Below are 24566 nucleotides of genomic sequence, written 5' to 3' on the forward strand. Positions count from 1 at the left end.
TTTCACGCTTCATTTGAGGTATTTTTAGAACCAATCATTATCGAATGACCGTGATCAAGGACATGCCGTTTAGCACGCGCCGCGTACAGAGAGGAAGCCCCGCTGAGAAGCTTCCCGCAGCCGCTAATACGCCCCGCCTTGTAGTCGCTGCAAGGAATTCCGAGTATTTGCAGCCGGGAGATCCCCGTTATCCCAACCAGAGCGCCGATCGGCGGACCTTGTCCGCGATCCGGCTGAATTTGGGGTGGTACCACGAGCACGCACTCGTCCCTTAACCGGGGACGGGTGCGTGTTTTTGGTTTAGACCTAAGGAGGAGAAGGATATGCGACAACAAACCGCTTTCATCCCAACCATGCGGGAGATGCCGGCCGACGCGGAAGCCGTCAGTCATCAGCTGCTCGTGAAAGGAGGATTCATCCGCCAGCTCTCCGCAGGCGTCTATTCCTTCCTGCCGCTCGGACGGCGCGTGCTGCGTAACGTCGAGCGAATCGTCCGCGAGGAAATGGAACGGACGGGTGCGCAAGAAGTGCTTCTGCCGGCGATGCAGCCTGCCGATCTGTGGCGGGAGTCGGGCAGATACGATGTGTATGGACCGGAGCTAGTTCGCCTGCGCGACCGCGGCGACCGGGAAATCGTGCTTGGACCTACGCACGAAGAGGTCATTACCCAGCTTGTCGGACAAGAAATTTCGACGTACCGGAAGCTTCCGGTCACGCTGTTTCAAATCCAGACGAAGTTCCGCGACGAGCGCCGGCCGCGTTTCGGCCTGCTGCGCTGCCGGGAATTCGTCATGAAAGACGCGTACTCCTTCGCTGCCGACTGGGAGAGCCTTGATGCCGCGTATCGCGCCATGTACGATGCGTATCATCGAATATTCGCTCGCTGCGGATTGGCGTTTCGGGCGGTAGAAGCCGATGCCGGGGCTATCGGAGGCGAGGGAGGCACGCATGAATTCATGGCGATCGCCGCCTCCGGCGAAGACGATGTCGTTACTTGCAGCCATTGCGATTATGCGGCCAATATGGAGAAAGCCGTCGGACGCGGAACGAATGCAAGCTTAAAGGCGAGCGCTGACAAGGCCGATGCGGCTGAATCCGTGCCGGACGCGGAGAAATTCCATACGCCGAATCTTCGCAGCATTGAAGATTTGGTTGCTGGGCTAGGCATCGGCGGTAATGAACTCATCAAGACGCTGATCTATATGGCGGACGGCAGCCCTGTCGCCGTGCTTGTCCGCGGCGATCGTTCGCTGAACGAGACGAAAGTGAAGAATGCGCTGAATGCCGTAGAGCTCGAACTGGCGGACAGCGAGACCGTGCTTGAAATCACGGGGGCAGCCACCGGTTTTGCCGGTCCGGTCAGCCTGCGAATTCCGCTGCTTGTCGACCTGGAAGTCGCCGCGATGCGGAGCGGCGTTGCCGGTGCGAATGAAACGGACTTCCATGTGCGGCATGTTGTGCCAGGCCGGGATTTCACGCTGGAGAAGGCTGGCGATTACCGCAATGCCGAGGAGGGCGAAGCTTGCCCGAATTGCGAAGCGGGATCGCTGCGAGTGATTCGCGGCATCGAAATCGGCCATGTGTTCAAGCTCGGGACGAAATACAGCGAGAAGCTGAATGCCAGGTTTACGGACGCCGCCGGCGTAAGCCATCCTTTCATCATGGGCTGTTACGGCATCGGCGTCACGCGTTTGCTGTCTGCCGTCATCGAGCAGCGCCATGACGAGAACGGCATGCTGTGGCCAGCCGAGCTTGCGCCTTTTCAAGTGCATATCATACCGGTTTCGCATCAGGACGAAGCTCAGATGGAGGCGGCGAACGAGCTGTACGAACAGCTTCGCGAGGGCGGCATTGAAGCGCTGCTCGACGACCGGGGCGAGCGGCTTGGCGTGAAGCTGAAGGACGCCGATCTCATTGGCATTCCGATCCGAATCGTAATCGGCAAAGGAATTGCCGAAGGTCAGGTCGAATGGAAAGAGAGGGGAAGCGGTGAGCCTGCCGTTAGAATGGCGTTGGCTGATGCTGGTGAAGCTGTCCGTAATAAGCTGAAGAATCGTTAAACGAAGGAGACGATCCAATGAGTCTGCAATGGCGAACGGTTGATAAGCCCTACAGTATTACGCTGCATGGCGTATCGAGACAGCATCGTCCCGGCCAGCCTTACGGGGATTTGATCATGGAGCTGCTCGGCCATGTGTGGACGGAAGTGCGCGGGCAGTCACTCCCGAATCGCGGACTTAACTATGTGATTTACGAACAAGACGGTTCGGTCTTCGGCGGCGTGGAGCTGGAGATTCCGCCGCAAAGTGATGCCGGTGCCGTTCCGAATTTGACGATGAAGACATGGACGTTGAACGAATATGCGTACTGCGTTCACCGCGGGCCATACAGCGGTCTGGGGCGCACGAATGCCGAGCTTCGCAAAGCCGTTGCCGCATCCGGACGGGCGTGCGGCTCGCCGCTCATCGAAGTTTACGGCCACTGGAAGGAAGACGAGTCGCAGCTGGAAACCGAGATTTATTGTTCGCTGGACTGAAGCCGGAATGGCCGAACCACAATCTGAATACTTGCAAGTCAGCGCGAATAGCCCGGTCTACTTGATCCAGGGCTATTTTGCGATCATGGAAGCAAACTAGCATGACGATGCACGGCGACCAATTGAGAGAACTTCTGTCATTTCGCAACCGGAAACCTGAACCTGAATCTGCTGACGGTCAGTTAGAGTCTACTCGAAGCCGAACAGGCCATAGGACGAATTTCTTTAGGAGGAACATCATGTATACCATTAACGAAGTCGCGGAATTATGTGAGATGTCGGTTCATACGATCCGCTATTACGATAAAGAAGGCCTGCTTCCCTTCATCACGCGCAACAAGTCAGGCAACCGGGAGTTCTCGGCGAATAGCCTGGAGCTGATTCGCCTGATTTGCTGTTTGAAGAATACGGGCATGCCGATCAAAGAGATCAAGCGGTACATCGATCTCCTCATGGAAGGAGAGCAGACGTCCGAGATGCGAAGGAGCATGATGGTCGATCATCGGAAGGAAGTGGCCAGGCAGTTCAACGATTTGAAGAAAAACCTGAATCTGATCGATCTGAAAATCAGCCATTACGACCGTAAAATTCCGATTTGACTTCGAGTCATCTCGAAGTGGTACATTATTTTGGCGACCTGCGAATCGAGTCAGGTGACACCATAACCCAAAGGAGCGTTATCATGACACAACAACCGAAACTAGCACTAATCACCGGAGGCAGCCGCGGTTTGGGAAGGAATGCTGCCCTTGCTCTGGCCAACAAAGGCAGCGATGTCATCGTCACTTACCATAGCCAGCAGGAACAGGCCGAAACGCTCGTGCAAGAGGTACGGGCCCTGGGCAGGAAAGCGGCGGCGATTCAGCTGGATGCCGGACTCACGGCTTCGTTCGACGGTTTCAAGGACGAGCTTTTGCAGGTGCTGAGAGATACGTGGCAGCGCGAACAGATCGATTTTCTTATTAACAATGCGGGTTTTGGACTCTACGCATCCATCGCGGACACGACCGAAGCCCAATTCGACGAACTGATGAACGTGCACGTGAAAGGCGTGTTCTTCTTGACGCAGAAACTGATGCCGCTTCTGGCGGATCAAGGCGCGATCATTAATGTGTCATCGGGCTTGACGCGCTTCACGATTGCCGGCAGCGCTGCTTATGCCGCGATGAAAGGCGCCGTCGAAGTGCTGACGAAATATATGGCGAAGGAGCTGGGCGCCAGAGGCATTCGCGTGAACACGATTGCTCCGGGGGCGATCGCGACCGATTTCGGCGGCGGCAGGCTCCGAGGCAGCCAAGAGATGCAAGCGTTCATAAGCGGCCAGACCGCGCTGGGCAGAACAGGGGAAGCCGACGATATCGGCGGCGTCATCGCGTCGCTATGCTCGTCCGAGATGGGCTGGGTCAATGCGCAGCGAGTCGAGGCGTCGGGCGGCATGTTTCTGTAAATCTTGCCTGAATGAATGTTAATCTGATCCAACGATAAACGCATATGCTCGAATGGAGGGGGGCTGCCGGCAGGCAGCCTTATTCGCGTTCGTTCGTATGACGAGCAGCGGGAAGACGGTTGTCATGCCGCCCAATCCGCCGCGGACGAAGAAGAATCGGAAAGCTGCTACTTTTAAATCTATTGGAACGGATCGAGCAACCATTTTCGGCCATGATGCGTCTAATTGTTGAATCACCCAAATTTTGGAACGAATGTAAGCATTCATACGTTGGGAGGCGTACTCATGGGACCAATGGCAGCGAAGCGATCGCCACGCTTCTGCCGCAACAGGTGCCCAACATCGGCAGCGTCGTTTCCTTTACGGCCGGAACGGCTATCGATACGAATGGCTCGGCTTGGCAATGGACGTTCGAAGACGGGAAATTTCTTCGGAGCGGCGTGCAGCAGCTGCCGTTAGGTCAGGCGGCTTCAATAGCCTTTGGCAGCGGTACGATTTATGCATGCATGCCCGACGGAAAAATTTATTCGACAGGCGCCAATAACTTCGGGCAGACGGGCCAAGGCCGATTGGACGTAGACTTGAAGGAATGTACGCAAGGAACAGCTTGCTTGTGCCGTTGCGATTCATTTCCGAAACGCTTGGCGCGAAGGTCGCATGGGACGCAGCGAATTATTCGGTCGGGATCGAGATGCCGTAATGTCGGCGGCGTCATATGCCGATAAAATAGTACGATATCCAACTGAGGCAGGCTCGGCTGTTTCGGCTGCATCATACACGACATCCTACGAAGGGGAATAATATGATTTCTTATCCGATCGTCTGCAGTACGGAGAATGACGTTCATTATATCGAAGAGCAAATCGTTGCCTATAACGAAACGAATGTCGCATTTGAACGGAACGATTATCGCGGGCATTAATTGCATCGATTATGCATGGAAATGCCTATTTATTGATGCGTTGTGGGTCAAAGAAGAGTATCGCCGAAGCGGACTTGGGTCAAAGTTGTTAGCAGATATCGAGCGGACGGCCCGCAAGCATGGGATCTGCTTGATTCATTTGGAGACATTCGATTTTCAGGCTTTAGACTTTTATCTCAAACATGGCTACGAAGTGTTTGGCGTACTGGACAATTGCCCGAAGGACCACAAGCGATACTGTTTAAAGAAAACGATACAGGCATGAGAACTCCATTGAGGTCAGGTGGCTTGGTCATCTTATGAAGAATCAGCTGTTAGCTTTCAAATGTCCGGCTTGCAAGAGCATTCATGATTTTGATGCCGGGGAACTGAAAGAAGTAAGCGGGGTTGAAATACAAGGCGTGGATTGGCAAATCCAGTGGTCGGACTTCGGGGAAGAAGTTCCCGATCTCAACGAGCGAATATGGGCGCGGTCCTCGGTTATACCCGAAGCGGGAACCTATCGGACGGTAATGGTAACGCATCCGTTCCATCTGTCCGTTGGCGAGCGAATATGGACGCTGTTTCAGCCTCCGCTGTCTTTCTTTAATGGCTGGGATGACTACCCGGAAGAGATCAATGACTCCGCTATGGTGAACATTTGCTTTGAACGAATTCTGGCTCAGGATGAAAAAGCTGCCTGGATCGTCGTCCAAATCGAAAATGTTGTATTGGTAAGCGAAGCGGATCAAGTGCTGCAGCGACAAGAAAGCGACGCGACTACGGCAAATTTCGATGTATTTAGTCATACGCAACTATACGAGTCCGCTGAATGGCTCTATATCGTCTCCAGTTCGGAAGGCGACATTGGTTGTTGGGGCTTATTGAAGAAACAGGCCGATCACTACAAGTTGATCTTGGATGGGTATTGGGATTTTCATCGGAATACGGTTAATTGCATGCATATACGGATGGATGAACATGCGATCCAAGCACTTATGCAGCGCGTGCAACAGCAGAATGATGGATAAGTCATGTAAGGTAGGTTTCCAACCTCGACAAGCAGCGAGCTTATAGGGGCAGGAGGCAGCTAAAGAGGCAGCTAGGGGCTGCTAAGGAGGCTAACGAATCGTAGCGTTCTTATTCGATTGAATTGGGATCTAAAATTAATCTAACGAATCTCAACGACCTTATGCGAAACAAAACACGAGAAAATAGGCAAAATAGCGAGGTATCGCTAGCAATAGCGTTCGTGAGATTCGTTAGAGAAACGAAATGCCGTATTTTGGCCGAATAAGGCTTATTCGATTCGTTGGCCAGCTGCTGGCGCTGGAGCGCATTGGATCGGAGAGCTTAACGTAGGGCAAGAACAGCTTGCTTAGCGATGCGCTGGCTGCGAGTGTCTGAACTTGCGGTCCGGCCGTTTCGCGGTACAAGTATAAGGTAAAGGACAAGGGGAAGATCCCAAGCCGCATCGGCTATCGGATCTGCCCCTTGTTTCGTGTCTTCCTGTCTCTCTCGCCAGTCGTACATGTGTCTCTCGCCAGTCGTAGCTACGCTTCCTTCGGACGGTCGATCGCTTCCGCCATCGTTTTATCCGTCAGATGCGCATAAATCTGCGTCGTTTCCGGCGACGCATGGCCGAGCTGCTCCTGCGTCTTGTATAAATCGTTGCGGAGATAATAATCGGTCGCGAACGAATGGCGGAGCTTATGTACCGACAGATACGGTTTGCCGAAGCGTTTCGCATATTTGATGACCATCTCTTGAATGGCGCGTTTCGTCATCCGCGAGCCTTCGTTCTTGCCGTTCGCCAAGGCAAGGAAGAGCGCCTTCTCCCGCTTGGGCGCCTTGTACTGGGAATCGCGCTGCGTCAAGTAATGCTGCAGGTCGCGCATCGCTTCCTGGCGGAAATAAACGGGCGACTTGAACGTGTCGTCGTTCTTCCCTTTGCGGTAGACGTAGAGCAGCTGCTTCTTCAGATCCAAATCGTCCACGTTCATATTAACGAGCTCGGAGACGCGCAGCCCGGAGTTCAGGATCAGGCTGACGATCGACGTATCCCGCGTCCGGTTGTTCGCATAGGAGTAGGAAGCCTGCTTATTGGAGGCGATCTCCATGCCGTAATCCTCGTTGATGTAGCGGATGAATTCCTCGATTTCCTGCTCCTGCAGCAGCTTGCCTTCCAGCTTGGCGGCCGTATCCTTCGGCTTCGACGTCCGTTTGATGGACACCTTCGCCATGACGTTGCGCTTCAGCAGCGGATAAAATTGTTCATCCTCCGCGATTTGGCTCAAATAATGAAAGAGCGATCGCAGGGACGACAGCTTACGCGATATGGTCGTGCGGCTGTTGCTCTGCTCGGGCCGGGTGGCAAGAAACATTTTGAACGCATCGATGCTGTCCATATGGAGCGTCTCCAGCTCGATAAGTTTCACGTCGCGGATCGTCGGACCTTCGGCCAGCCCTTCGGCCAGCAGCCAGGACAGGAACGCATCGTAATCCCGAACGTACTCCAGCAGGGAAGAGGGCGAGAGGTCGGGCAGCTTATAGTTAATGAATTTCTCGATATACCAAGGCATCGTCGGGGTTCTACGGTCCAGCTCCTGCCGGTCCTTTACCTTTAGGATATTCATCGCGATAGCCACCTCCGTGTAGTCCATTTTAGAGCAGCTTCCGGACAAAGTAAATCCTGGAAAAGAACATTCGTTCGCGAGTAAATCAAATGAAGCGGCGCTGGCTAAGCCGGGCTGACGACCGCCAGAACCGGATAATGATCGGAAGGATAGCGTCCGTTATAAATGTTGCGGTCGATGAAGGCGCTCGCAATGCGGGCGTTCGGCGATACGAAGATATAGTCGATCGGATAGCCCGATTCGCCGCCTTCATAGGCGTGATAAGTACGGCCGTGCGGCTCTTCGATGACGGAATACGCGGACTGGAAGCCGGCTTGCTCGACAAGCGCGATGACGTTACTGGATGGTTCGCAGTTGAAATCGCCGGTAAGCACGAACGGAAGCGGACTGCGCTGCGCATGGTCTTTCATTCTGGCAAGAATCAACTGGATGCCGTTATCGCGGGCCTGTTCGCTTAAATGATCGAGATGGGTATTGTAGACGAACCAGGCTGCGTCATCCTTGCCGACGAATTTGGCCCATGTGCACATGCGCGGACAGCCGGCGTCCCAGCTCTTCAAGCCTAGCTGTTCAGGGTTCTCGGATAAGCTGAAATGGCCGCTCTCGATTGGTTCCAGCGACGCTTGCTTATAGAATATCGCGCAGTATTCATCATCCGCAGCGCCGCCGCGACTAACGCCGAGCCAGCGGTAGTCGGGAAGAAGCCGCTGCAAATCCTGCAGCATGGCAATCGATCCTTCCTGCGTGCAGACGATATCCGCATTCGACTGCCGTATGGCATCGGCCGCGCCCGTTACCCGGTTCGGCCAGGCATTGTCGCCGTCTCCAAGCACGTGAATGCGCAAATTGAATGTCATGATGTTTAAATCCATTCGTAATCCCTCCGTCTTCGGTAATAGAACTGATGTGTACAAGTGACAGGTTCATTATAACCGACAGCGTTCATGAGTGCATAAGGCCATCGTAATAAAGATCGGCTGGATTTCCTTGCGAATGTCGCGCGACTGCGATAGCGCGAACATAGGCGAATACGGCACAAACGTAGGCGAATGCGGAAAGTGGAGTTCGCTTGTTGACAATTAGCTTCTTTACTTATATAGTTAGTTACATGAGTAACTAACCAACATGGTGGTGTAGCGATGGGAAATCAAATGGACGACAGCCGGCCCATCTTCGTGCAAATCGCCGAACGCATCGAAGACGATATTCTCGAAGGCGGTCTGCCGGAAGAGTCACAGGTGCCTTCCACGAATCAGTTCGCGGCGTTCTACGGCATTAATCCGGCGACGGCGGCGAAAGGAGTCAATTTGCTGGTGGACCAAGAGATTCTGTACAAGAAGCGAGGGATCGGGATGTTCGTATCGTCCGGGGCGAAGGTGAAGCTGGTGGAGAAACGGAAGGAACAGTTTTTCGAACAATATGTCGTGGCGATGATTCGTGAAGCGGAGAAGCTGGGCATTACGAGGGATCAGCTGACGGACATGATTCGCGAGAGGGGGAACTGAAGATGGAGACTATCGTAGAGGCAAGAAGGCTGACGAAGTCGTACGGAAGCTTCACTGCCGTCGATAACGTGAGCTTCGCGATCGAACCGAACAAGATCTACGGCCTGCTTGGCCGTAACGGAGCGGGTAAAACGACGATCATGCATCTGATTACCGCGCAGCTGTTTCCCAGCAGCGGAGAATTGCACGTATTCGGGGAAGAGCCGTACGAGAACAACCGAGTGCTGAGGAAAACCTGCTTTATCAAGGAGAGCCAGAAATACCCCGACAGTTTCCGGGTCAAGGACGTGTTGGACACGGCCGCAATGCTGTTTCCCAATTGGGACGACGACTTCGCGAAACGGCTGACGGCCGACTTCAATCTGCCGCTCAAACGGCGGGTGAAGAAGCTTTCCCGCGGCATGCTGTCTTCCGTCGGTATCATCATCGGGCTGGCCAGCAGGGCTGAGCTTACGATATTCGATGAACCGTACCTGGGTCTGGATGCTGTCGCGCGGAGCATTTTCTACGAACGATTGATGGAGGATTATACCGAGTTTCCCCGGACCGTCATACTGTCGACGCATCTGATCGACGAGGTGAGCAAGCTGCTGGAGCATGTGATCGTAATCAACAAAGGGCGGATTCTGCTCGATGACGAGGCCGACTCGCTCCGCGGGAGAGCGTATACAGTTTCGGGGCCGGCGGCGAAGATCGATTCGTACGCGGCAGGCAAGAAGGTTATTCATCAAGAGTCGCTGGGAGGCAGTCGTTCCATTACGATTTACGAACGATTGGGGGCGTCCGATCAGAAGCAGGCCGAAGCGCTCGGACTTCAATTTACCCCGGTCACGATCCAGCAGCTGATCGTTTATCTGACCAACCAGTCGACCGAACGGAAGGAGAACTTGTCATGATTATGAATTCGACCGTCAAAGGCATCGTCAGAATGCATATGAGGGATCGCATGTCTTGGTTATACGTGCCTTGGTTTATCGTCTTGAGCAGTTTTGTCGTTAATCTAATCATTGCCGGCTCGATTCAGGACGATAAGATGGTTACCGGAGGGTTGGCCTCGATCTTCGTCTATATGATGGTCTATGGCATCATTACGGTTCATCACACGTTCCCGTTCGCGCTTGGCTTCAGCGTCCGGCGCCGCGACTATTATACCGGTTCCATGATCATGATCGCGGCGGTAAGCGCCGCGACAGGCATCTTGCTGACGCTGCTTTCCTATATCGAGTCGTCTTCCGACGGTTGGGGCGTGCGGCTCTTCTTCTTCCATTTGCCGTATATTACGGACGGTAACGCCTTCAAACAATTCGTCTTTTTCGCTTCGCTGATGATGTTCTTGTATTTGCTCGGCTTCGCCATCTCCAGCTTCTTCCGGAGATTCGGCAAAATCGGCATGTATACGCTGGCGATTATTTCGGTCATCGTCGGCACGCTGTTCTTTTACGCCGTCATTAATTGGGAGTGGTGGAGAGGGATCTTCGATTTCTTCGACGGTCGTTCCGCGTTCGACCTCGGCCTGCTGCTGCTTCCCGTCTCCGTCGTGCTGTCGCTCGTTGCCTATGCGCTTCTTCGTAGAAGCACGGTTTAATCAGGGGGCCGCCCGGCAAAATGAAAGAAATTTAAGATCATTAAAAATCCCCCTTTTTCCGCATTCGTGCCTGAATTCCATGCTATGATCAGCTTCCATACTTACGGTTGGAGGGATTCAGGCTTCATGAACAGACAGAAACGATTCATCACTTTGCTCGCAGGCGTGCTAGTCGCGGGCAGCTCCTTGCTCAGTTACGGCAATACGGCGATGGCGGCATCGCCGCCGGTGCTGAAGACCGGCAGCCAAAGCGGCGACGTGGCTGATCTGCAGTTTAGGCTGCAAACGCTCAATTATTTCAAAGGGGCGATCACGACGACGTACGGCATGACGACCCGCAGCGCCGTCATGAATTTTCAGAAGGCCAACGGGCTGAAAGTGGACGGTATCGCCGGACCGGCAACGTGGTCCAAACTGAAGAAGCTCACGGTCAATAAGCCGGAGATGTCGAAGTTGGCGCGGATAATCTATTCCGAGGCGAGAGGCGAAGTGTACAAGGGGCAGGTAGCCGTAGGCGCCGTCGTTATGAACCGGCTGAAATCGCCGTTATTTCCGAAAACAGTGACCGACGTCATTATGGCGCCATTAGCGTTCGCGGCGGTTGCGGACGGTCAATATTGGCTGCTCCCTAACAATTCCGCCTTCCTTGCGGCGAAAGATGCCGTGCGCGGCTGGGATCCGACGAATAACGCGCTCTATTACTACAACCCCGTTACGGCGAAATCCAAATGGATTTTGTCTCGCAAAGTGACGACAAAAATCGGGAATCACGTTTTCGCGGTTTAGTTAATCGCATTAATGAAATCCGCCCACAAGGCGGATTTTTTTCTTAGCCGATAGGAAATTGATCGCAACTATTACGCACCGACTCCGTTTAAGTATGTGAGGAGAACGCCAGAACTTCACAACGCCCATTGTTTAATGACGCTAAATATCAATCCATTGAACGTGCTCCCGGCGAAGCGGAACGGCTCAGGCTGCTTCTTCGTCCAATCCAATCTGGAATAGGAGAGAGGTTCATGAAGAAATGGACAGTCGTCATGCTCGTTCTAACGCTGTTCGCATTCAGCGGCTCGTCGGTATTCGCCCATGACAGGGGTTCGAATGATGACAAGTACGACCAACAGAAGCAATCGTGCAATCAAACGGCTTATTTGCTTAATCAAGTCCTTCTGAAGACGAAGAACGAGAAATCGCGCGCGCTCTTGACCAGTTTGATCGCTTCATTCAAAGCACAATGCGCGACCGACTCCAGCGCAAATTCACAGAATACTCAGAAAGTTACGGATGACAAGAATGCGTTAGCGATACAGTTCCTGCTCCAAGACAACGCGAACAATGTTACGCTGCCGGTGATCCTCCCGCTGCGCGGCAAGAACGGATCGAGCATTACATGGACGTCCAGCAATCCGCTTGTCCTTTCCAATGACGGCTTGAATCTCAAGCGGCAGCCGCAAGCCGATGTCGCAGTAGACTTGACTGCGGTGCTTAAGTTTAACAATGCGACAGCTACCAAGACGTTCCGCGTCATCGTCAAAGGCACTTATCCGCAGCTCACCGATGCACAGCGCGTAGCCAAGGATAAAGATGCCCTGGCGATTGAATTCGGCGGTTCCGACAACGGCGGCAGCGTGACGCAGCCATTCAAATCGCTGCCGGCGAAAGGCGCTAACGGATCTAAGGTAACATGGACCTCGATGTCGCCGTCCATCATTTCGAGCGATGGCAAGACCGTCAACCGGCCTGCGAATGGCAATGGCGATCTCAACGTCGTCCTCACGGCCTTGATTCAATCGGGAGGCGCCACCGAATTCAAGATCTTCACGGTGACGGTCAAGCAGCAACTGCCGGCGCCGCAGCGCGTGGCCGCCGACAAAGCAGCGCTTCAAATCGACTTCGGCGGTTCGGATTCAAGCGGCCGCGTGACGCGTCCGCTCGACGGCCTGCCATCCAGAGGCGTGAACGGTTCGTCCATTACGTGGGTGTCCAGCTCCCCAGGAGTGCTGTCCTCCGACGGGAAGACGCTGCACCGCCCGGCATCCAACAATGCGGACATAGCGGTCTATATGACGGCAATCATTATCAGCGGTACCAGCAGCGATACGAAAATTTTCAACTTGACCGTCAAGCGCGAATTTAACAGCCCGGAGAAAGTGGCCGCCGACAAAACGGATCTGGGAATCGCTTATAAATCAGGCGATTCGTCCGCCAGCGTTACGCAGTCTGTCGGACTTCCGACGAAAGGATACTACGGCAGCACGATCGTCTGGTATTCCGGCAACGCGTCGGTGCTGTCCAACAGCGGCGCGGTGCATCGTCCGGCGCACGGGCAAGGCGACGTGAAGGTAACGCTGACGGCCGTTATCAGCAACAGCGGGTCGGCCGACGTAAGATCTTTTACCGTGACCGTTAAGCAGCAATGACCGGAAGGCGAATCTTTTGACGAATTTGTCCGATATTCATGGTTGAACTATACGAGGGAGAAGCGCTATGATTTAGAAGAACTTGTATAGCTTAATACCATCATATCGGACAGATCGGGTGAAGCGAATGGGAATCAACTTTTGTATGACATGCGGAGCGCCGCTGGAGCTGCGCGACGTAGACGGAACGATGAGGATGGCATGCACGGCGGAAGGCTGCAGTTTCGTGCACTGGGGCAATTACAGCATCGGCGTAGGCGCGCTCGTACTGCGGGACGACAAAGTGCTGCTGGTGCGCAGAGCACAGGAACCGGGCAAAGGCTACTGGACGAATCCGGGCGGCTACATCGAGCAGCTGGAAATGATTCACGATTCCATTCGCCGCGAGGTGAAGGAAGAAACCGCCGTGGACGCGGAAGTACGGGGAATCGTCGCGCTCCGCGACCTGCCGCGCAACATTCACAACGTTTATATCGCGTTTGCGATGGACTACGTGGGCGGGGAGCCGGAACCGGACGGCATCGAAGTGGACCGGGCTGGATTCTTCAGCATGCAGGAGCTTGAAACGATGAACGTTGCCGGATTTACGCGCTGGCTGATCGAAGTTGCATTGAAATCGAAGAACGACGGGCTGATCGAAGACAAGGCGCCGATCGTGCAGCTGGACGGACACGGACTGTTCCGGGTTTAACCGGCCAAGCGGGGAAGGACGGACGAATGCCGTTCTGGAACCAAACAAAGAAGCCTGTCAACGCCACGATCATCGTGGAGCTGAAGGCTTCTTTTTCTGTGCGGGAATAGGTAATATTCCGGATTCGTATGTGTTGTCATAAAGGCGGGTCGTTGATGACCGGGATCAAGGTAATTAGTTAAGTACTCGTCTGGCCGTAACGTAATTTTTCTTCCAGTAGGTGCTGTCCAGATCGGAGATTTCAACGCCATCGTTCGCGCTGTGCAAAATCTTATTGTTGCCTGCATAGATCGCAACGTGGCTGATGCTGTAGCCGTTCGTCTTGAAGAAGATGAGATCGCCCATGCTGAGGTAGCCTTTGGCGACTTTGGTTCCCTTCAATGCTTGGTCAAGCGAGGTACGGGGCAGCGTAATATCGAAATTGTCGAACACGTATTGGGTGAACGACGAGCAGTCGAATGCGTTGGTCATGTAAGCAACTGCACCATACAAATAAGGCGTACCTATGTATTTCTCGCCATAACTTATCAATTCTTTGGATTTCTCGGTTGCCGCGTTCGCTTTTGTTGCCGTGCCTGCCGCAATGGCCGTTACGCCGATTGTCGCGCAAAGACTCACATTAAGGATGCTTTTGAGTAAACGTTTATAGGAGAACAACATGTCTTTCCCTCCAGCCCATCAAGGTGTCATTTGTCTTTTAACACTATAACACAGCCGAAACAGAGGGTTTTTGGCGTATGAGGATAATTTTCGGGCTATTCGTAGCAAAATGCGGCTTTATGAGAATTAAGTGAGAAATTTCTCATTTGTAAACGCTTGTCTTGTCGAATGGCGGCATTTGGTAAGAGAATCCGATCTCTGATATGATAGCGGTAGAGGATAAATGAAAGGAAGGAAGAGATGACAATGAGCGAAACAATGAAGGATTCATCACAACAATCGGGCAATGGACTTGAGCAAGCGACCTTCGCCGGCGGATGCTTCTGGTGCATGGTAACGCCTTTCGAGGAGCAGCCTGGCATTCACAGCGTCGTATCGGGCTATATGGGCGGACATACGGAGAACCCTACTTATAAAGAGGTGTGTACCGATACTACGGGCCATGCCGAAGTCGTGCAAATCACGTTCGATCCCGCTATCTATCCGTACGAGAAGCTGCTGAGAACGTATTGGCAGCAAATCGATCCGACGGATGCGGGCGGGCAATTCCATGACCGCGGCCATTCGTACCGCAGCGCGATCTTCTATCACGGCGAGGAGCAGCGCGCGGCAGCCGAACGATCCAGAGACGAGCTGCAGCGGAGCGGCCGGTTCAACAAGCCGATCGCGACGGAAATCGCACCGGCGACAGCCTTCTACCCGGCGGAGGATTATCATCAGGATTACCATCACAAGAATCCGCTGCGTTACCGCATGTACCGCAAAGGATCGGGCCGCGACGCTTTCATCGAGACGCATTGGAATACGCAGCAGGACCGTGAAGCCCGCCGCGGCAAGCTGACTCCGGCGCAGTTCGAAGTGACGCAGAACAACGGTACGGAGCCGCCTTTCGCCAACGAATATTGGGACTTCAACGGGGAAGGAATCTACGTCGACATCGTATCGGGCGAACCGCTGTTCAGCTCCGCGGATAAATTCGATTCGAACTGCGGCTGGCCGAGCTTCACGAAGCCGATCGTCAATGCGAACGTGAAGGAGAAATCCGACCTTACCCACGGTATGGTCCGCACGGAAGTACGCAGCAAAGATGCCGATTCGCATCTCGGGCATGTGTTCAACGACGGCCCTGGTCCGACGCGGCTGCGTTATTGCATCAACTCGGCCGCCCTGCGGTTCATTCCCAAAGCCGATATGGAGGCTGAAGGGTACGGTTATTTCCTGCCTTATCTGTAATCCGGCGTTACGCCACATGCAGGCTTGACCCTAATGGGGTTGAGCCTGTTTTATTTTGATTGCATAGGTGAGCAAGCGGCGTTGTGCTAACGGCAGCGGGTAAAGGGATTATCGTCGAATGGTGGTTTGCCTTCCGGTTGAGTTGGGTTAAGATGGAGAAAAACGCGAGGAGCGCGATGACATGAAGGTAATAGCAGCGCCGGATTCATTCAAGGAAAGCATGACCGCATACCGGGTGGCGGCCGTCATGCGTGAGGCGATTACGGAAGTCGTGGAGCGCGGCGAGGCTGAAATCGTCGAGCTGCCGGTCGGCGATGGCGGCGAGGGAACGCTCGAAATCTTGATCGGCGCGTTGCGCGGCCAATTAATCGAAGCTCGAGTGACGGGTCCGCTCGGCGAGACGGTAAGCGCGCATTACGGCTTGTCCGGCGATGGCAGAACGGCGGTCGTCGAGATGGCGCAGGCCAGCGGGCTTCAGCTGGTTCCACCCGAAGCTAGAAATCCGCTTCTGACGACTACCTACGGTACGGGCGAGCTGATTCGGCAGGCGTTGGATCATGAAACCGTGAAGCGCTTGATCATTACGATCGGCGGCAGCGCGACGAACGATTGCGGTGCAGGCATGCTGCAGGCGCTTGGCGCCCGATTGCGAGATGCCGACGGCCGGGAAATTGGTCACGGCGGCGGCGAGCTAACGCGGGTCGAAACGCTTGATCTATCGGAATTGGATCAGCGATTGCAAGAGATTCGTATCTCCGTTGCTTGCGACGTCACGAATCCGCTGGTCGGTCCGCTCGGAGCATCGCATGTCTTCGGACCGCAGAAAGGCGCCACGCCTTCGATGACGGCTACGCTCGACGCGGCGCTGACCCATTTCGCGGACCGCATCGCAGAAGCGAGCGGACTTCGTCTGCATGACGTGCCCGGAGCCGGGGCGGCCGGCGGGATCGGCGCGGCGCTGATGCTATGCGGCGGCAAGCTGGAGCCCGGCATCGAGCTCGTGCTGGATGCGGTCGGTTTCGATGCGCATTTGGCTGGCGCGGATTATGTGCTGACGGGTGAAGGCCGAATTGACGGCCAGACGCCGAACGGGAAAGTCATTGCGGGCATCGTGAAGCGCGCGCAGGCCGCGGGCGTGCCGGTGCTTGCATTCGCGGGCAGCTTGCAGCAGGGCTATGAGTGTTTGTACGAGGCAGGGTTGCAGGCCGCTTTCAGCATTACTTCGCGGCCGATGCCGCTGGAGGAGGCGCTGAAGCAAGGGGAAGAGAATTTGCATCAGACCGTATCGAATGTGATGCGGTTGATTGTGGGTAAGAAGTGAGTGAGAGGATGGGGAAGTGGCGGGGAGAGTAGAGCTGGGGGAAGCGGCGGGAAGCTGGGGATGGTTCGGCTTCATAAGGGGAGACATAAGTGAGGGGAAAGCTGTCGTGGCGACAGCTTTAACCGGTGCGGCAAGGCAAAATGGCACGGGAAGCTGTCATGGCGACAGCTTTCGTCTCATCTGTCCGCATAAAGCTCCGCCAGTCTCCGAAACGAGGCCTTCGGTTCCCACGGCATGCCCGAATAAGCAATCGTTTTACTTGCGATGCTAGTCGCAACTACGCCATCGTCCAGGCTCTTGACGACGCTGTAGCTCGCCATGTCCAAGTCGAACTGCGGATTCTCGCTGCCGGGATAGAACGGCATGACGAACGTGTACCAGAACGCACCTTCAACTTGCTCTTCCTTGAAAATCGTCAGCAGCTCTTCCATATAGCGCGTCTGCTCGTTCTCATCCCGCACATACTCTCCCTTCATCCGCGGAGGAGATTGATCGCGATCGACGATGGCCCAGCCGTAGCCGCCTTTCTCGCTTGCCCCGGCATACGTGCAGCAGCCGAACTCCAGCACGACGACGGGCTTGCCGTGTTTGAAATACGCGCGAAGCTTCTCGCGGTAGCTGCCCTGGTTCATTCGGTCCCGATAGCAATCGATGCCAACGAAGTCGAACGGCGCCCAGTTCACTTGCTCCCATACGCCGGAAGCGTATGTCAATTTACCATGGAAGCGAGAACGGACGACGGCAACGGCTTTGGTCAGAAACGCATTCAGCCGCTTGTGGAACGAGCCCTTGCGTAATGTGTTCTTGATGAGTTTCCATGGATTGATGAGCGTCTGCATCCGATCGAAGGCGGTTTCGCCGGTCACCAGACCTTTCATGAAGAACGTCAGCTCGCAGCCGACGATGAAGATTACGTTCGGCGACAACTTCCGGAGCTCCTCCGCCGCAGAAGCGCATGCTTCGAAGTAGGCCAAGGTTTCTGCCTCGTCGGCATTCACGTAGGAGGGAGAGAACCACACTTCGAGGCCTTGCTCGATCGCGAAACGTGCAGCTACGGTTAACCGTTCGATGTCTTGGCCGGATATACGAACCGCATTGCAATGCAAGTCGTGCCGGATAATTTCAAGCTCGCGTCTGACGATAGCCGGATCGAAATGCTCGCGGGAGGAATAGGCTTGGCTGCGGGTATGGGTGCCGACATCGTAGTTAATGCCTTTCCGGCTGAATGAATGGGTGCCTGTTGCGGCGACTGTCATCGCATGACCAGCTCCTGTCTTGTTTCATGCCATTAAACATGATATGGTAAACAAATAATTACTATTAAATCGGTTATACATTTGTATTATGCCTATAAGATAAATAATTATGAACGAGTTGTCAAATGACAGAAGGACGGGAACCGGATGGAACGAGAGATCGGCCAAATCGCCGCAAGCTACATGCAGCTCATTCCGCTGCTCTATCGGGCGATGGATAATCCGACTGCAGACAGCAACGAATGGAAAGCGCCGGCGGAAATCACGCATCTGCAATTGCACATTCTTGAAGAGCTCATGCAGCATCCGGGCGGCATTGCGATGACCCCGCTGTCGCGCGTCATTCGGGTATCCAAGCAGCAGCTGACGCCGCTTATCGCCAAGCTCGAAGAGAAGGATTACGTCAGCAAACACGCGGAAGAAACCGACAAGCGGCTTGTCCGGCTGCAGTTGACGGAGAAAGGGAAGTCGCTCGTCAATGAGCGCTGGGGCAGCTTTCATCAAGGGCTTCGGGGAAGGTTAGAACAGTTGGAGGCGGAAGATCGCGGAGATCTGGCGTATGCCGTCGACAAGTTGACGCGCATCCTGCGGCGTTTGCCGACATGACGAAGAGCCGCGACGAGCGCGGCTTAAGCACGGACTATGCAAGCTGGATTACATGGTCGAACGACGAAGGCGGGCGAAGTCGAGAGAAGTAATAATCTTCGGCCGGATCCCAGCGCCGATGCCATTCGATATCCTCGCTGTTCTCGCGTTCATTGTGACGCCTGCGTCTGATCTCGGGCGGGACTTGAATGAGGATCGAGAGGTCGATCACATTCATCAGTTCCGGTAAGGTGCCGTATATACCATCGAGCAGAATCGCGGCCGCGGGCTGAACGGTCACGGCATCGTGAGCCAGATGATCTTGCGTATCGAATGAAAAGGGACGATAGCTGGCGGCTCTTCCATCAAGCAGCGGCAAAAGCGCTTCGCGTTTCAAGCGCTGCCAGTCCATGCACCGCAGGCATTTCTGCTCATCCGTGCAGCGGTCCCATTGTTCGTCCGATACGGCAGCATCGAAAAAATCGTCGATATGAACGATTGCCGTTGCGAGATGCAAATCGGCCAGCCGTTCAGCGGCCAAGAGGGCCAGCGTCGTTTTCCCGGCGCCGCTTCCTCCGTCGAGCGCCGTTATGAACGGCCGGGCATAGCGGGATGCCGCCGATTGAATCAAGGATGCGATGGTGGTTGCGGCAGCATGTAGGGATCGCGCGCCATTGTGCGGGTCAAGCTCCAATTCAACACTTCCTCTCGGGCAGAAATAGAAGGATTGCACCACCTATTCGCGATTGATCGCGCATATACCTTCTAACAGACGCATGCTGTGGTAAGCTGGATACAAGTCGAACGAGGAGGACGATGACGATGCAAAGCAGTCCGGGTTTCATCATCCTTTGGGTTATTCTTCTCTTGCTGCTGCTCGCTTCCGGATGGCGAAGAAGATGGTGGCCGTTCGCTATTTACTTGCTTGGCTGCATCATTTTCATCGTGGAATTGAACCATGGCAATGGCGGCTGGGAGGATTTGGCCGATTTTGCAACCATGATCGTCATCGTGCTGCCGCTTTACGCCATAGGTTCCATTGTTTGGCTGGTTCTCCATTTCGTCGAGATCAACCGCAGGAAGCGCAAGTAACTGAATCCATCATAATCGGAGGGACAAGCATGGCAATCGTTCAAGTCACGATCGTTCCGCTCGGAACGGAATCCACAAGCGTTGGCGCCTATGTCGCGTCGGTCGTTAACGTGCTGCAGGACGCGCAGGAAGACATTCGATATGAGCTGACGCCGATGAGCACGATCATTGAAGGCGAGCTGGACGACTTGCTGGCCGTCATCCGGCGCATGCACGAAGTACCGTTCGAGAACGGCGCGATGCGGGTATCGACCTCGATCACCATCGACGACCGCAGAGATAAGAAGGGGACCATGGAGCAGAAAATGCGTTCAGTAACGGATAAGCTGAAATAGGCGCACGGAGCGGAATAGGAGGCCGAAGGATGACATTGTCCATTAAACAGGCAATTGAAACAGAAGTGCTTTCATGGCCGGAAGTGAGTCAGCAGCCGCATCGTTTCGGCGGAACCGAATATCTATACCGGGAGCAGGAAATCGGACATTTGCACGGCGAGCAATTGCTTGACGTCCTGTTTCCGAAAACGCTGCGCGACGATCTTGTCAACATGGGGAATGCGCGGCCGCATCATATCTATCCGGATTCCGGATGGGTATCCTATTACTTGCGAACCTGCGAAGATGCGGCAGGCGCGATCGCCCTGCTTCGTCTAAAGTATGACCGTATGACCGCTAAACCCGACTGAGAGGAGGCCTGTGCCTTCTCTTTTTTTTCGTTACGAGCGGGAACTAGCGCGGATCTCTTCGGTGCTCGTTCAACCGCAACGACAAAAAAAACCTCGAGCCTGCGGCCCGAGGAGGTGACTTCCTGATTTTGCAAAGAACTTATTCAACATCATAACAGAGCCTCCCGAAACAGTCTATATTTATTTTCGGAATTTCGCTATGCTTGGAGGTGCCGGCCGGCAAAACGATCGATGGGGAGGATGCTTCACTATGGACGATCAGGTTCACGTTCATCTACATCCGGAGGACTTGGCAAGTTTTGCGATGGAGACATTCGGAAGCGGCTATCGGCCGGCAGGGATCTCGCGGGTGTTCGGAGGTGCGCAGAAAGTCATCTACGACGTGGCATTCGCCAACGGTTTTCATTGTTTGCTCTACGTGTGGGATTTGAATATGAATTTCTTCAAAGAAGACATTTTGGATACGGAAGGCCCGGCGTGGAATTCGTACGGCGCGGACTTGTTCGCCATGAATCATGCGTTCTTGACGGGCAATGGAATACCGACGCCCGCGCTGCATGCGCTGAACCGGGATCAGGAGCGTTATCCGTTCGATTATGCATTCGTGGAATATATGAAAGGCCCTAAGCTGGAAGCGTATTTGTTCGGCTCGGGGACGGAATTGGCAACTAACGCGGGAGCCGGCTCGTCAGTCCGGACGGAAGGGCTGATGGAGCAATTTGCCGATGTCTTGAAACGGATGCATGGCATTCGGAGCCGGTCGTACGGCAAAGCCGATCATCGCGACGACCAGCTTGTGCCGTGTCATCGCCAGCAGCTTGCGAATGCGGAGAAGCAATTGCGTTTCGCGGCGCAGCACATACATGCCGTGGCGGAGCATGAAGAACGCCTGCTGAGGAAGCTGCACGAGCTGGAGCATCGAATCATGCCCCGGCAGGACTACGGTTTCATTCACGGCGAGCTTGGTCCGGACCATGTGCTGGTGAAGGGGGATGCCGATCTCTATCTGATCGACATCGAAGGGGCGAGCTTCTACGATGTCGAGCACGAGCACAGCTTTCTTCACCTTCGGTTCGGCGAGCATTACGAGCGGCTTAGGGACGACTCGCTCGATCCGGCGCGGCTGGCGTTCTATCAGCTTCATCAATATCTCTCGCTCACGGCCGGCGGTTTGAAGCTGCTGCAGCGGGGGTTCCATGACAGGGCTCTTGCGCAAGGGATTTTGGACTCTAATCTTCGCCGGGCCTTGCAGTTTAAGGGTTCAAGTTAGAAATTCCGATAAGGCTCTGGAAAGAAGGCCGCCGATATGAATCGGAGGCCTTTTTCCAATTCTCTCGGCGCCATGCCGGTTAATCAGAATATTCGCTTATGGAAGGAGGATAACGCATGCTGCATATGGAATATTTTTGAAAAAAGAGTTATGAAATGAAGTGAAAATCCCGAAGAGGGCATCAGGGTAATGGCGGACTGGACGACCGGGGCAAGAATTCTTTTGTGCTTGGATACGTTCTTGTAAGCTTTGGACACTTTGATTTCATGACGAAAAGTGAGATTATCCAGCCTGTTGATTTTATTCGTTTTCCACATTTCAATCCCGCCTTCGGATGATCTGCAACTAGTTTACATGGCCAATTCAAAAAAAGCGAGCTCGCCTCGACGCGGCGTTGTGCATAATTTTCCAGTCCGAGGGGAAACCAACAAGACGACTGGAAAGGAGGCGCAGCCCATGATGAAAGGTTTCCAAGTGTTTACCGGCGAATTCCGCCATTTCATACGCACGCCGATGATTATCGTTACGTTCGCAGCCGTGGCGCTGGTGCCGATTCTGTACAGCGGCTTTCTGATCCGCGGAACGTGGGATCCTTACGGCCAGCTGGCCGACCTGCCCATTGCCGTCGTGAACGAGGATCAAGGAGCAGCGTTCGAGGGCAAGCCGCGCCAGATCGGCACGGAATTCGTCGACGAGTTGAAGTCGAACGAACAATTCTCCTGGCAGTTCGTCAATGCCGGGGAAGCGGCAAGCGGAATGAAGAGCAATCGTTATTACGGCACGATTACGATCCCGGCTTCGTTCTCGGCGGACGCGGCATCTCTGGACAGCGATCATCCCAAGCAGGCGGAAATCGAGTTCGAATCCAACAGCTTCAATAATTTCATTGCCGGACAAATCGGCGAGAATGCGATCAAGGAGCTGCGGAACCGGTTGTCCACGACATTGACCGAAGCCTATTCCAGAACGATATTCGCCCAATTCGAAACGATCGCCACGGGCTTCAGCGACGCAGGGAAAGGAGCCGGCGATCTTCATGAAGGCGCTCGCTCGCTGGGAGACGGCATCCACAAGCTGAAAGTGAACATGGACACGCTGGCGAGCGGGACGAGCCAAGCCAGCAGCGGTATCGGACAGCTTCAGACGGGCGCTAATCAGTTGAAAACAGGCGCTTCGGCACTCGGACAAGGCGCTGGCGATCTGGCAAGCGGCGCGAAACAATTGCAAGACGCCGGTACGAAGCTGGAGCAGGGCGCGGCATCGGCGATTACCGGCAGCCAGACATTGTCGGACGGACTGCGGGCATTCAAGAACGGCGCGGACCAATTGTCCGCGGGACTGAAGACGGCAGCGGACGGCAGCCGATCGCTTGAAACCGGGCTGACCGCTTCTGCGGCTGCGAGCGCGGACGTAGCAGACGGCGCGGGCGAGGTTGCTTCCGGACTCGACCAGCTCGCCTCCGCCAATCCCGAGCTAGCGGCCGATGCCGGGTTCCAAAAGCTGCTTGCGGCAAGCAAGGCGGTCGCCGAAGGCAGCAAGCAGCTGAACGCCGCGCAGAAGCAGCTGCTCGCGGGCAGCAAGACGCTCGCAAGCGGGAATGGCACGCTGGCAAGCGGCGCCGATACGCTCAGCGGCAGCGCACGGCAGCTAGCCGAAGGCGCCGATCAGCTGCATGCCGGACAACAGCAGCTGCATACCGGCCTTCATGCGTTCAACGCCAAACTCCCGGCAATTGCGGACGGAGCAAGGAAGCTGAGCAAGGGGGCCGACCAGCTGAACGGCGGCATTGGCGGACTCGCGAGCGGCATCGGCAAGCTGGCCGCTGGCGTCGATAAAGCGGCCGACGGCGCGCAGCAGCTGGACAGCGGCGCGGCTGAATTGGATGCAGGCGCGCCGAAGCTGGTGGATGGAAGCGGACGGCTTGCCGACCAATTGAACGAAGCCGCTTCGAAGACAGCCGCGGTCAAAGCCGATGATGCAGCGGTTCAAATGCTCGCGGATCCGGTGAAGATCACGTCCATTGACGACAGGAAAGTCACCGTGTACGGAAACGGCATCGCGCCGTATTTCATATCGATGTCGCTGTATGCGGGCGCGCTTGTCTTCACGACGATTTACGCGGCGCGCGGTACGCGGGTTGCTGGGGCAACAGGGCCGCGCCTGCTCGTTGGCAAACTGCTGGTGTTCGTCATCATGAGCATCGTTCAATCGCTTATCGTCTGTACCGTGCTCTTGGCTCTGCTCGGCCTGAAGGTGCAGCATATTCCGCTGTTCTACCTGTTTACCGTCGTGACGGGATTAACGTTCATGCTGATCGTGCAAATGCTGGTCACCTGGCTGGATCAGCCGGGCCGGTTCGTTGTGCTCGTCGTGATGATCTTCCAGCTGGCATCGAGCGCAGGCACGTTTCCGCTGGAATTGCTGCCCGGATGGGCGAAGGCGATGCATCCATGGCTGCCGATGAGCTACAGCATTCAAGGCTTGCGGGATGTGATATCCAGCGGGGACTTTAACCGGGTGTGGCATCAAATGGGCATTCTAAGCCTCTTCGCGGCCGGCGCGTTGATTCTGACTTGCGTCTACTTCTTGACGCGCAAGCCCGAAGCCGAAGGCGAACAGCTGATGCCGGCCAGAATATGACGCCGTTCTCCGAGTTTGTTAAGCACGCTTCTAGAGCAGCGCAGCGGATGCTGCCGATGCTGTAAGAAGCGTGCTTTTTTGCGTTTTCCTTCCCTTCGCG

Annotated in this window: 26 protein-coding genes and 1 pseudogene; 22 read left to right on the forward strand and 5 right to left on the reverse strand. The window is 54.9% G+C overall.

Annotated elements, in window-relative coordinates; translation table 11 throughout:
* Positions 1 to 323: 323 nt before the first annotated feature.
* From GZH47_RS30365 to GZH47_RS30395, 8 genes and pseudogenes are all read left to right on the forward strand, one after another.
* On the forward strand, positions 324 to 2060 hold the full coding sequence (locus GZH47_RS30365; protein WP_162644828.1) for a proline--tRNA ligase: 1737 nt from the start codon (positions 324 to 326) through the stop codon (positions 2058 to 2060).
* 17 nt (positions 2061 to 2077) lie between these two features.
* Positions 2078 to 2536, forward strand: coding sequence for a GyrI-like domain-containing protein (locus GZH47_RS30370; protein ID WP_162644829.1), 459 nt, complete (start codon positions 2078 to 2080; stop codon positions 2534 to 2536).
* Between the two features lie 239 nt (positions 2537 to 2775).
* On the forward strand, positions 2776 to 3135 hold the full coding sequence (locus tag GZH47_RS30375) for a MerR family transcriptional regulator (RefSeq protein ID WP_162644830.1): 360 nt from the start codon (positions 2776 to 2778) through the stop codon (positions 3133 to 3135).
* Positions 3136 to 3218: 83 nt separating this feature from the next.
* The gene (locus GZH47_RS30380) at positions 3219 to 3983 is read left to right on the forward strand and encodes an SDR family NAD(P)-dependent oxidoreductase (RefSeq protein WP_162644831.1); all 765 of its coding nucleotides are present in this window, start codon (positions 3219 to 3221) and stop codon (positions 3981 to 3983) included.
* Positions 3984 to 4198: 215 nt separating this feature from the next.
* Positions 4199 to 4525: pseudogene (locus tag GZH47_RS34720) on the forward strand (hypothetical protein); the annotation flags it as partial.
* Between the two features lie 47 nt (positions 4526 to 4572).
* Positions 4573 to 4683, forward strand: a complete 111-nt coding sequence (locus GZH47_RS34725; RefSeq protein WP_162644832.1) for a stalk domain-containing protein — start codon at positions 4573 to 4575, stop codon at positions 4681 to 4683.
* Between the two features lie 184 nt (positions 4684 to 4867).
* Complete coding sequence (locus tag GZH47_RS30390) at positions 4868 to 5170, forward strand: GNAT family N-acetyltransferase (RefSeq protein WP_225446605.1); 303 nt, start codon at positions 4868 to 4870, stop codon at positions 5168 to 5170.
* A gap of 34 nt (positions 5171 to 5204) precedes the next feature.
* Entirely contained in the window at positions 5205 to 5915 is a 711-nt protein-coding gene (locus GZH47_RS30395) for a hypothetical protein (protein ID WP_162644834.1), read from the forward strand.
* 522 nt (positions 5916 to 6437) lie between these two features.
* Here GZH47_RS30395 and xerS read toward each other — a convergent pair.
* Together xerS and GZH47_RS30405 are read right to left on the reverse strand one after the other, a co-directional pair.
* Positions 6438 to 7520 carry a tyrosine recombinase XerS gene (gene xerS / locus GZH47_RS30400; protein ID WP_162644835.1) on the reverse strand — a complete coding sequence of 361 codons (1083 nt, stop codon included), beginning with the start codon at positions 7518 to 7520 and terminating at the stop codon, positions 6438 to 6440.
* A 104-nt stretch (positions 7521 to 7624) separates the two neighbouring features.
* Positions 7625 to 8392 carry an endonuclease/exonuclease/phosphatase family protein gene (locus GZH47_RS30405; protein WP_162644836.1) on the reverse strand — a complete coding sequence of 256 codons (768 nt, stop codon included), beginning with the start codon at positions 8390 to 8392 and terminating at the stop codon, positions 7625 to 7627.
* Positions 8393 to 8659: 267 nt separating this feature from the next.
* Here GZH47_RS30405 and GZH47_RS30410 point away from each other — a divergent pair, with 267 nt between their 5' ends.
* The 6 genes from GZH47_RS30410 (at position 8660) to GZH47_RS30435 (ending at position 13724) form a co-directional block, all read left to right on the forward strand.
* On the forward strand, positions 8660 to 9025 hold the full coding sequence (locus GZH47_RS30410) for a GntR family transcriptional regulator (protein ID WP_162644837.1): 366 nt from the start codon (positions 8660 to 8662) through the stop codon (positions 9023 to 9025).
* A gap of 2 nt (positions 9026 to 9027) precedes the next feature.
* Positions 9028 to 9921 (forward strand): ABC transporter ATP-binding protein, encoded by an 894-nt coding sequence (locus GZH47_RS30415; protein WP_162644838.1) that lies wholly within the window; start codon positions 9028 to 9030, stop codon positions 9919 to 9921.
* Positions 9918 to 10610 carry a hypothetical protein gene (locus GZH47_RS30420; RefSeq protein WP_162644839.1) on the forward strand — a complete coding sequence of 231 codons (693 nt, stop codon included), beginning with the start codon at positions 9918 to 9920 and terminating at the stop codon, positions 10608 to 10610. Before GZH47_RS30415 ends, GZH47_RS30420 begins: the two co-directional genes overlap by 4 nt.
* A 126-nt stretch (positions 10611 to 10736) precedes the next feature.
* Complete coding sequence (locus tag GZH47_RS30425; protein ID WP_162644840.1) at positions 10737 to 11396, forward strand: cell wall hydrolase; 660 nt, start codon at positions 10737 to 10739, stop codon at positions 11394 to 11396.
* A 233-nt stretch (positions 11397 to 11629) separates the two neighbouring features.
* A complete protein-coding gene (locus GZH47_RS30430) occupies positions 11630 to 13033 on the forward strand; it encodes an immunoglobulin-like domain-containing protein (protein ID WP_162644841.1) in 1404 nt (467 codons plus the stop codon).
* A gap of 145 nt (positions 13034 to 13178) precedes the next feature.
* Positions 13179 to 13724, forward strand: a complete 546-nt coding sequence (locus tag GZH47_RS30435; RefSeq protein ID WP_318653397.1) for an NUDIX domain-containing protein — start codon at positions 13179 to 13181, stop codon at positions 13722 to 13724.
* A 174-nt stretch (positions 13725 to 13898) separates the two neighbouring features.
* Here GZH47_RS30435 and GZH47_RS30440 read toward each other — a convergent pair whose 3' ends face one another.
* Positions 13899 to 14384 (reverse strand): C40 family peptidase, encoded by a 486-nt coding sequence (locus GZH47_RS30440; RefSeq protein ID WP_162644843.1) that lies wholly within the window; start codon positions 14382 to 14384, stop codon positions 13899 to 13901.
* Positions 14385 to 14630: 246 nt separating this feature from the next.
* Here GZH47_RS30440 and msrA point away from each other — a divergent pair, with 246 nt between their 5' ends.
* Together msrA and GZH47_RS30450 are read left to right on the forward strand one after the other, a co-directional pair.
* Positions 14631 to 15617: a peptide-methionine (S)-S-oxide reductase MsrA gene (gene msrA / locus GZH47_RS30445; protein ID WP_225446285.1), complete on the forward strand. Its 987-nt coding sequence runs from the start codon at positions 14631 to 14633 to the stop codon at positions 15615 to 15617.
* A 181-nt stretch (positions 15618 to 15798) separates the two neighbouring features.
* Positions 15799 to 16938: a glycerate kinase gene (locus GZH47_RS30450; protein ID WP_162644844.1), complete on the forward strand. Its 1140-nt coding sequence runs from the start codon at positions 15799 to 15801 to the stop codon at positions 16936 to 16938.
* Positions 16939 to 17114: 176 nt separating this feature from the next.
* Here the strand turns inward: GZH47_RS30450 and GZH47_RS30455 are convergent, their stop codons facing one another.
* Positions 17115 to 18194, reverse strand: coding sequence for a glycoside hydrolase family 113 protein (locus tag GZH47_RS30455; protein WP_162644845.1), 1080 nt, complete (start codon positions 18192 to 18194; stop codon positions 17115 to 17117).
* 147 nt (positions 18195 to 18341) lie between these two features.
* On the opposite strand from GZH47_RS30455, the gene GZH47_RS30460 reads away from it, so the two are divergent.
* Positions 18342 to 18800: a MarR family winged helix-turn-helix transcriptional regulator gene (locus GZH47_RS30460; protein WP_162644846.1), complete on the forward strand. Its 459-nt coding sequence runs from the start codon at positions 18342 to 18344 to the stop codon at positions 18798 to 18800.
* 34 nt (positions 18801 to 18834) lie between these two features.
* On the opposite strand, the gene GZH47_RS30465 is transcribed toward GZH47_RS30460, so the two are convergent.
* A complete protein-coding gene (locus GZH47_RS30465; protein WP_162644847.1) occupies positions 18835 to 19473 on the reverse strand; it encodes a nucleoside/nucleotide kinase family protein in 639 nt (212 codons plus the stop codon).
* A gap of 128 nt (positions 19474 to 19601) precedes the next feature.
* Between GZH47_RS30465 and GZH47_RS30470 the strand changes: the two genes are divergently transcribed.
* The 5 genes from GZH47_RS30470 (at position 19602) to GZH47_RS30490 (ending at position 24466) form a co-directional block, all read left to right on the forward strand.
* Positions 19602 to 19871 (forward strand): hypothetical protein, encoded by a 270-nt coding sequence (locus tag GZH47_RS30470; protein ID WP_162644848.1) that lies wholly within the window; start codon positions 19602 to 19604, stop codon positions 19869 to 19871.
* Positions 19872 to 19900: 29 nt separating this feature from the next.
* Positions 19901 to 20206 (forward strand): MTH1187 family thiamine-binding protein, encoded by a 306-nt coding sequence (locus tag GZH47_RS30475; protein WP_162644849.1) that lies wholly within the window; start codon positions 19901 to 19903, stop codon positions 20204 to 20206.
* Between the two features lie 29 nt (positions 20207 to 20235).
* Positions 20236 to 20556 carry a luciferase domain-containing protein gene (locus GZH47_RS30480; protein ID WP_162644850.1) on the forward strand — a complete coding sequence of 107 codons (321 nt, stop codon included), beginning with the start codon at positions 20236 to 20238 and terminating at the stop codon, positions 20554 to 20556.
* A 250-nt stretch (positions 20557 to 20806) separates the two neighbouring features.
* Positions 20807 to 21826: a phosphotransferase family protein gene (locus GZH47_RS30485; protein ID WP_225446286.1), complete on the forward strand. Its 1020-nt coding sequence runs from the start codon at positions 20807 to 20809 to the stop codon at positions 21824 to 21826.
* A gap of 456 nt (positions 21827 to 22282) precedes the next feature.
* Positions 22283 to 24466 (forward strand): YhgE/Pip domain-containing protein, encoded by a 2184-nt coding sequence (locus GZH47_RS30490; protein ID WP_225446287.1) that lies wholly within the window; start codon positions 22283 to 22285, stop codon positions 24464 to 24466.
* Positions 24467 to 24566: the final 100 nt, after the last annotated feature.

Origin of the sequence: Paenibacillus rhizovicinus (genome assembly GCF_010365285.1) — a bacterium.
Lineage (GTDB): Bacteria > Bacillota > Bacilli > Paenibacillales > Paenibacillaceae > Paenibacillus_Z > Paenibacillus_Z rhizovicinus.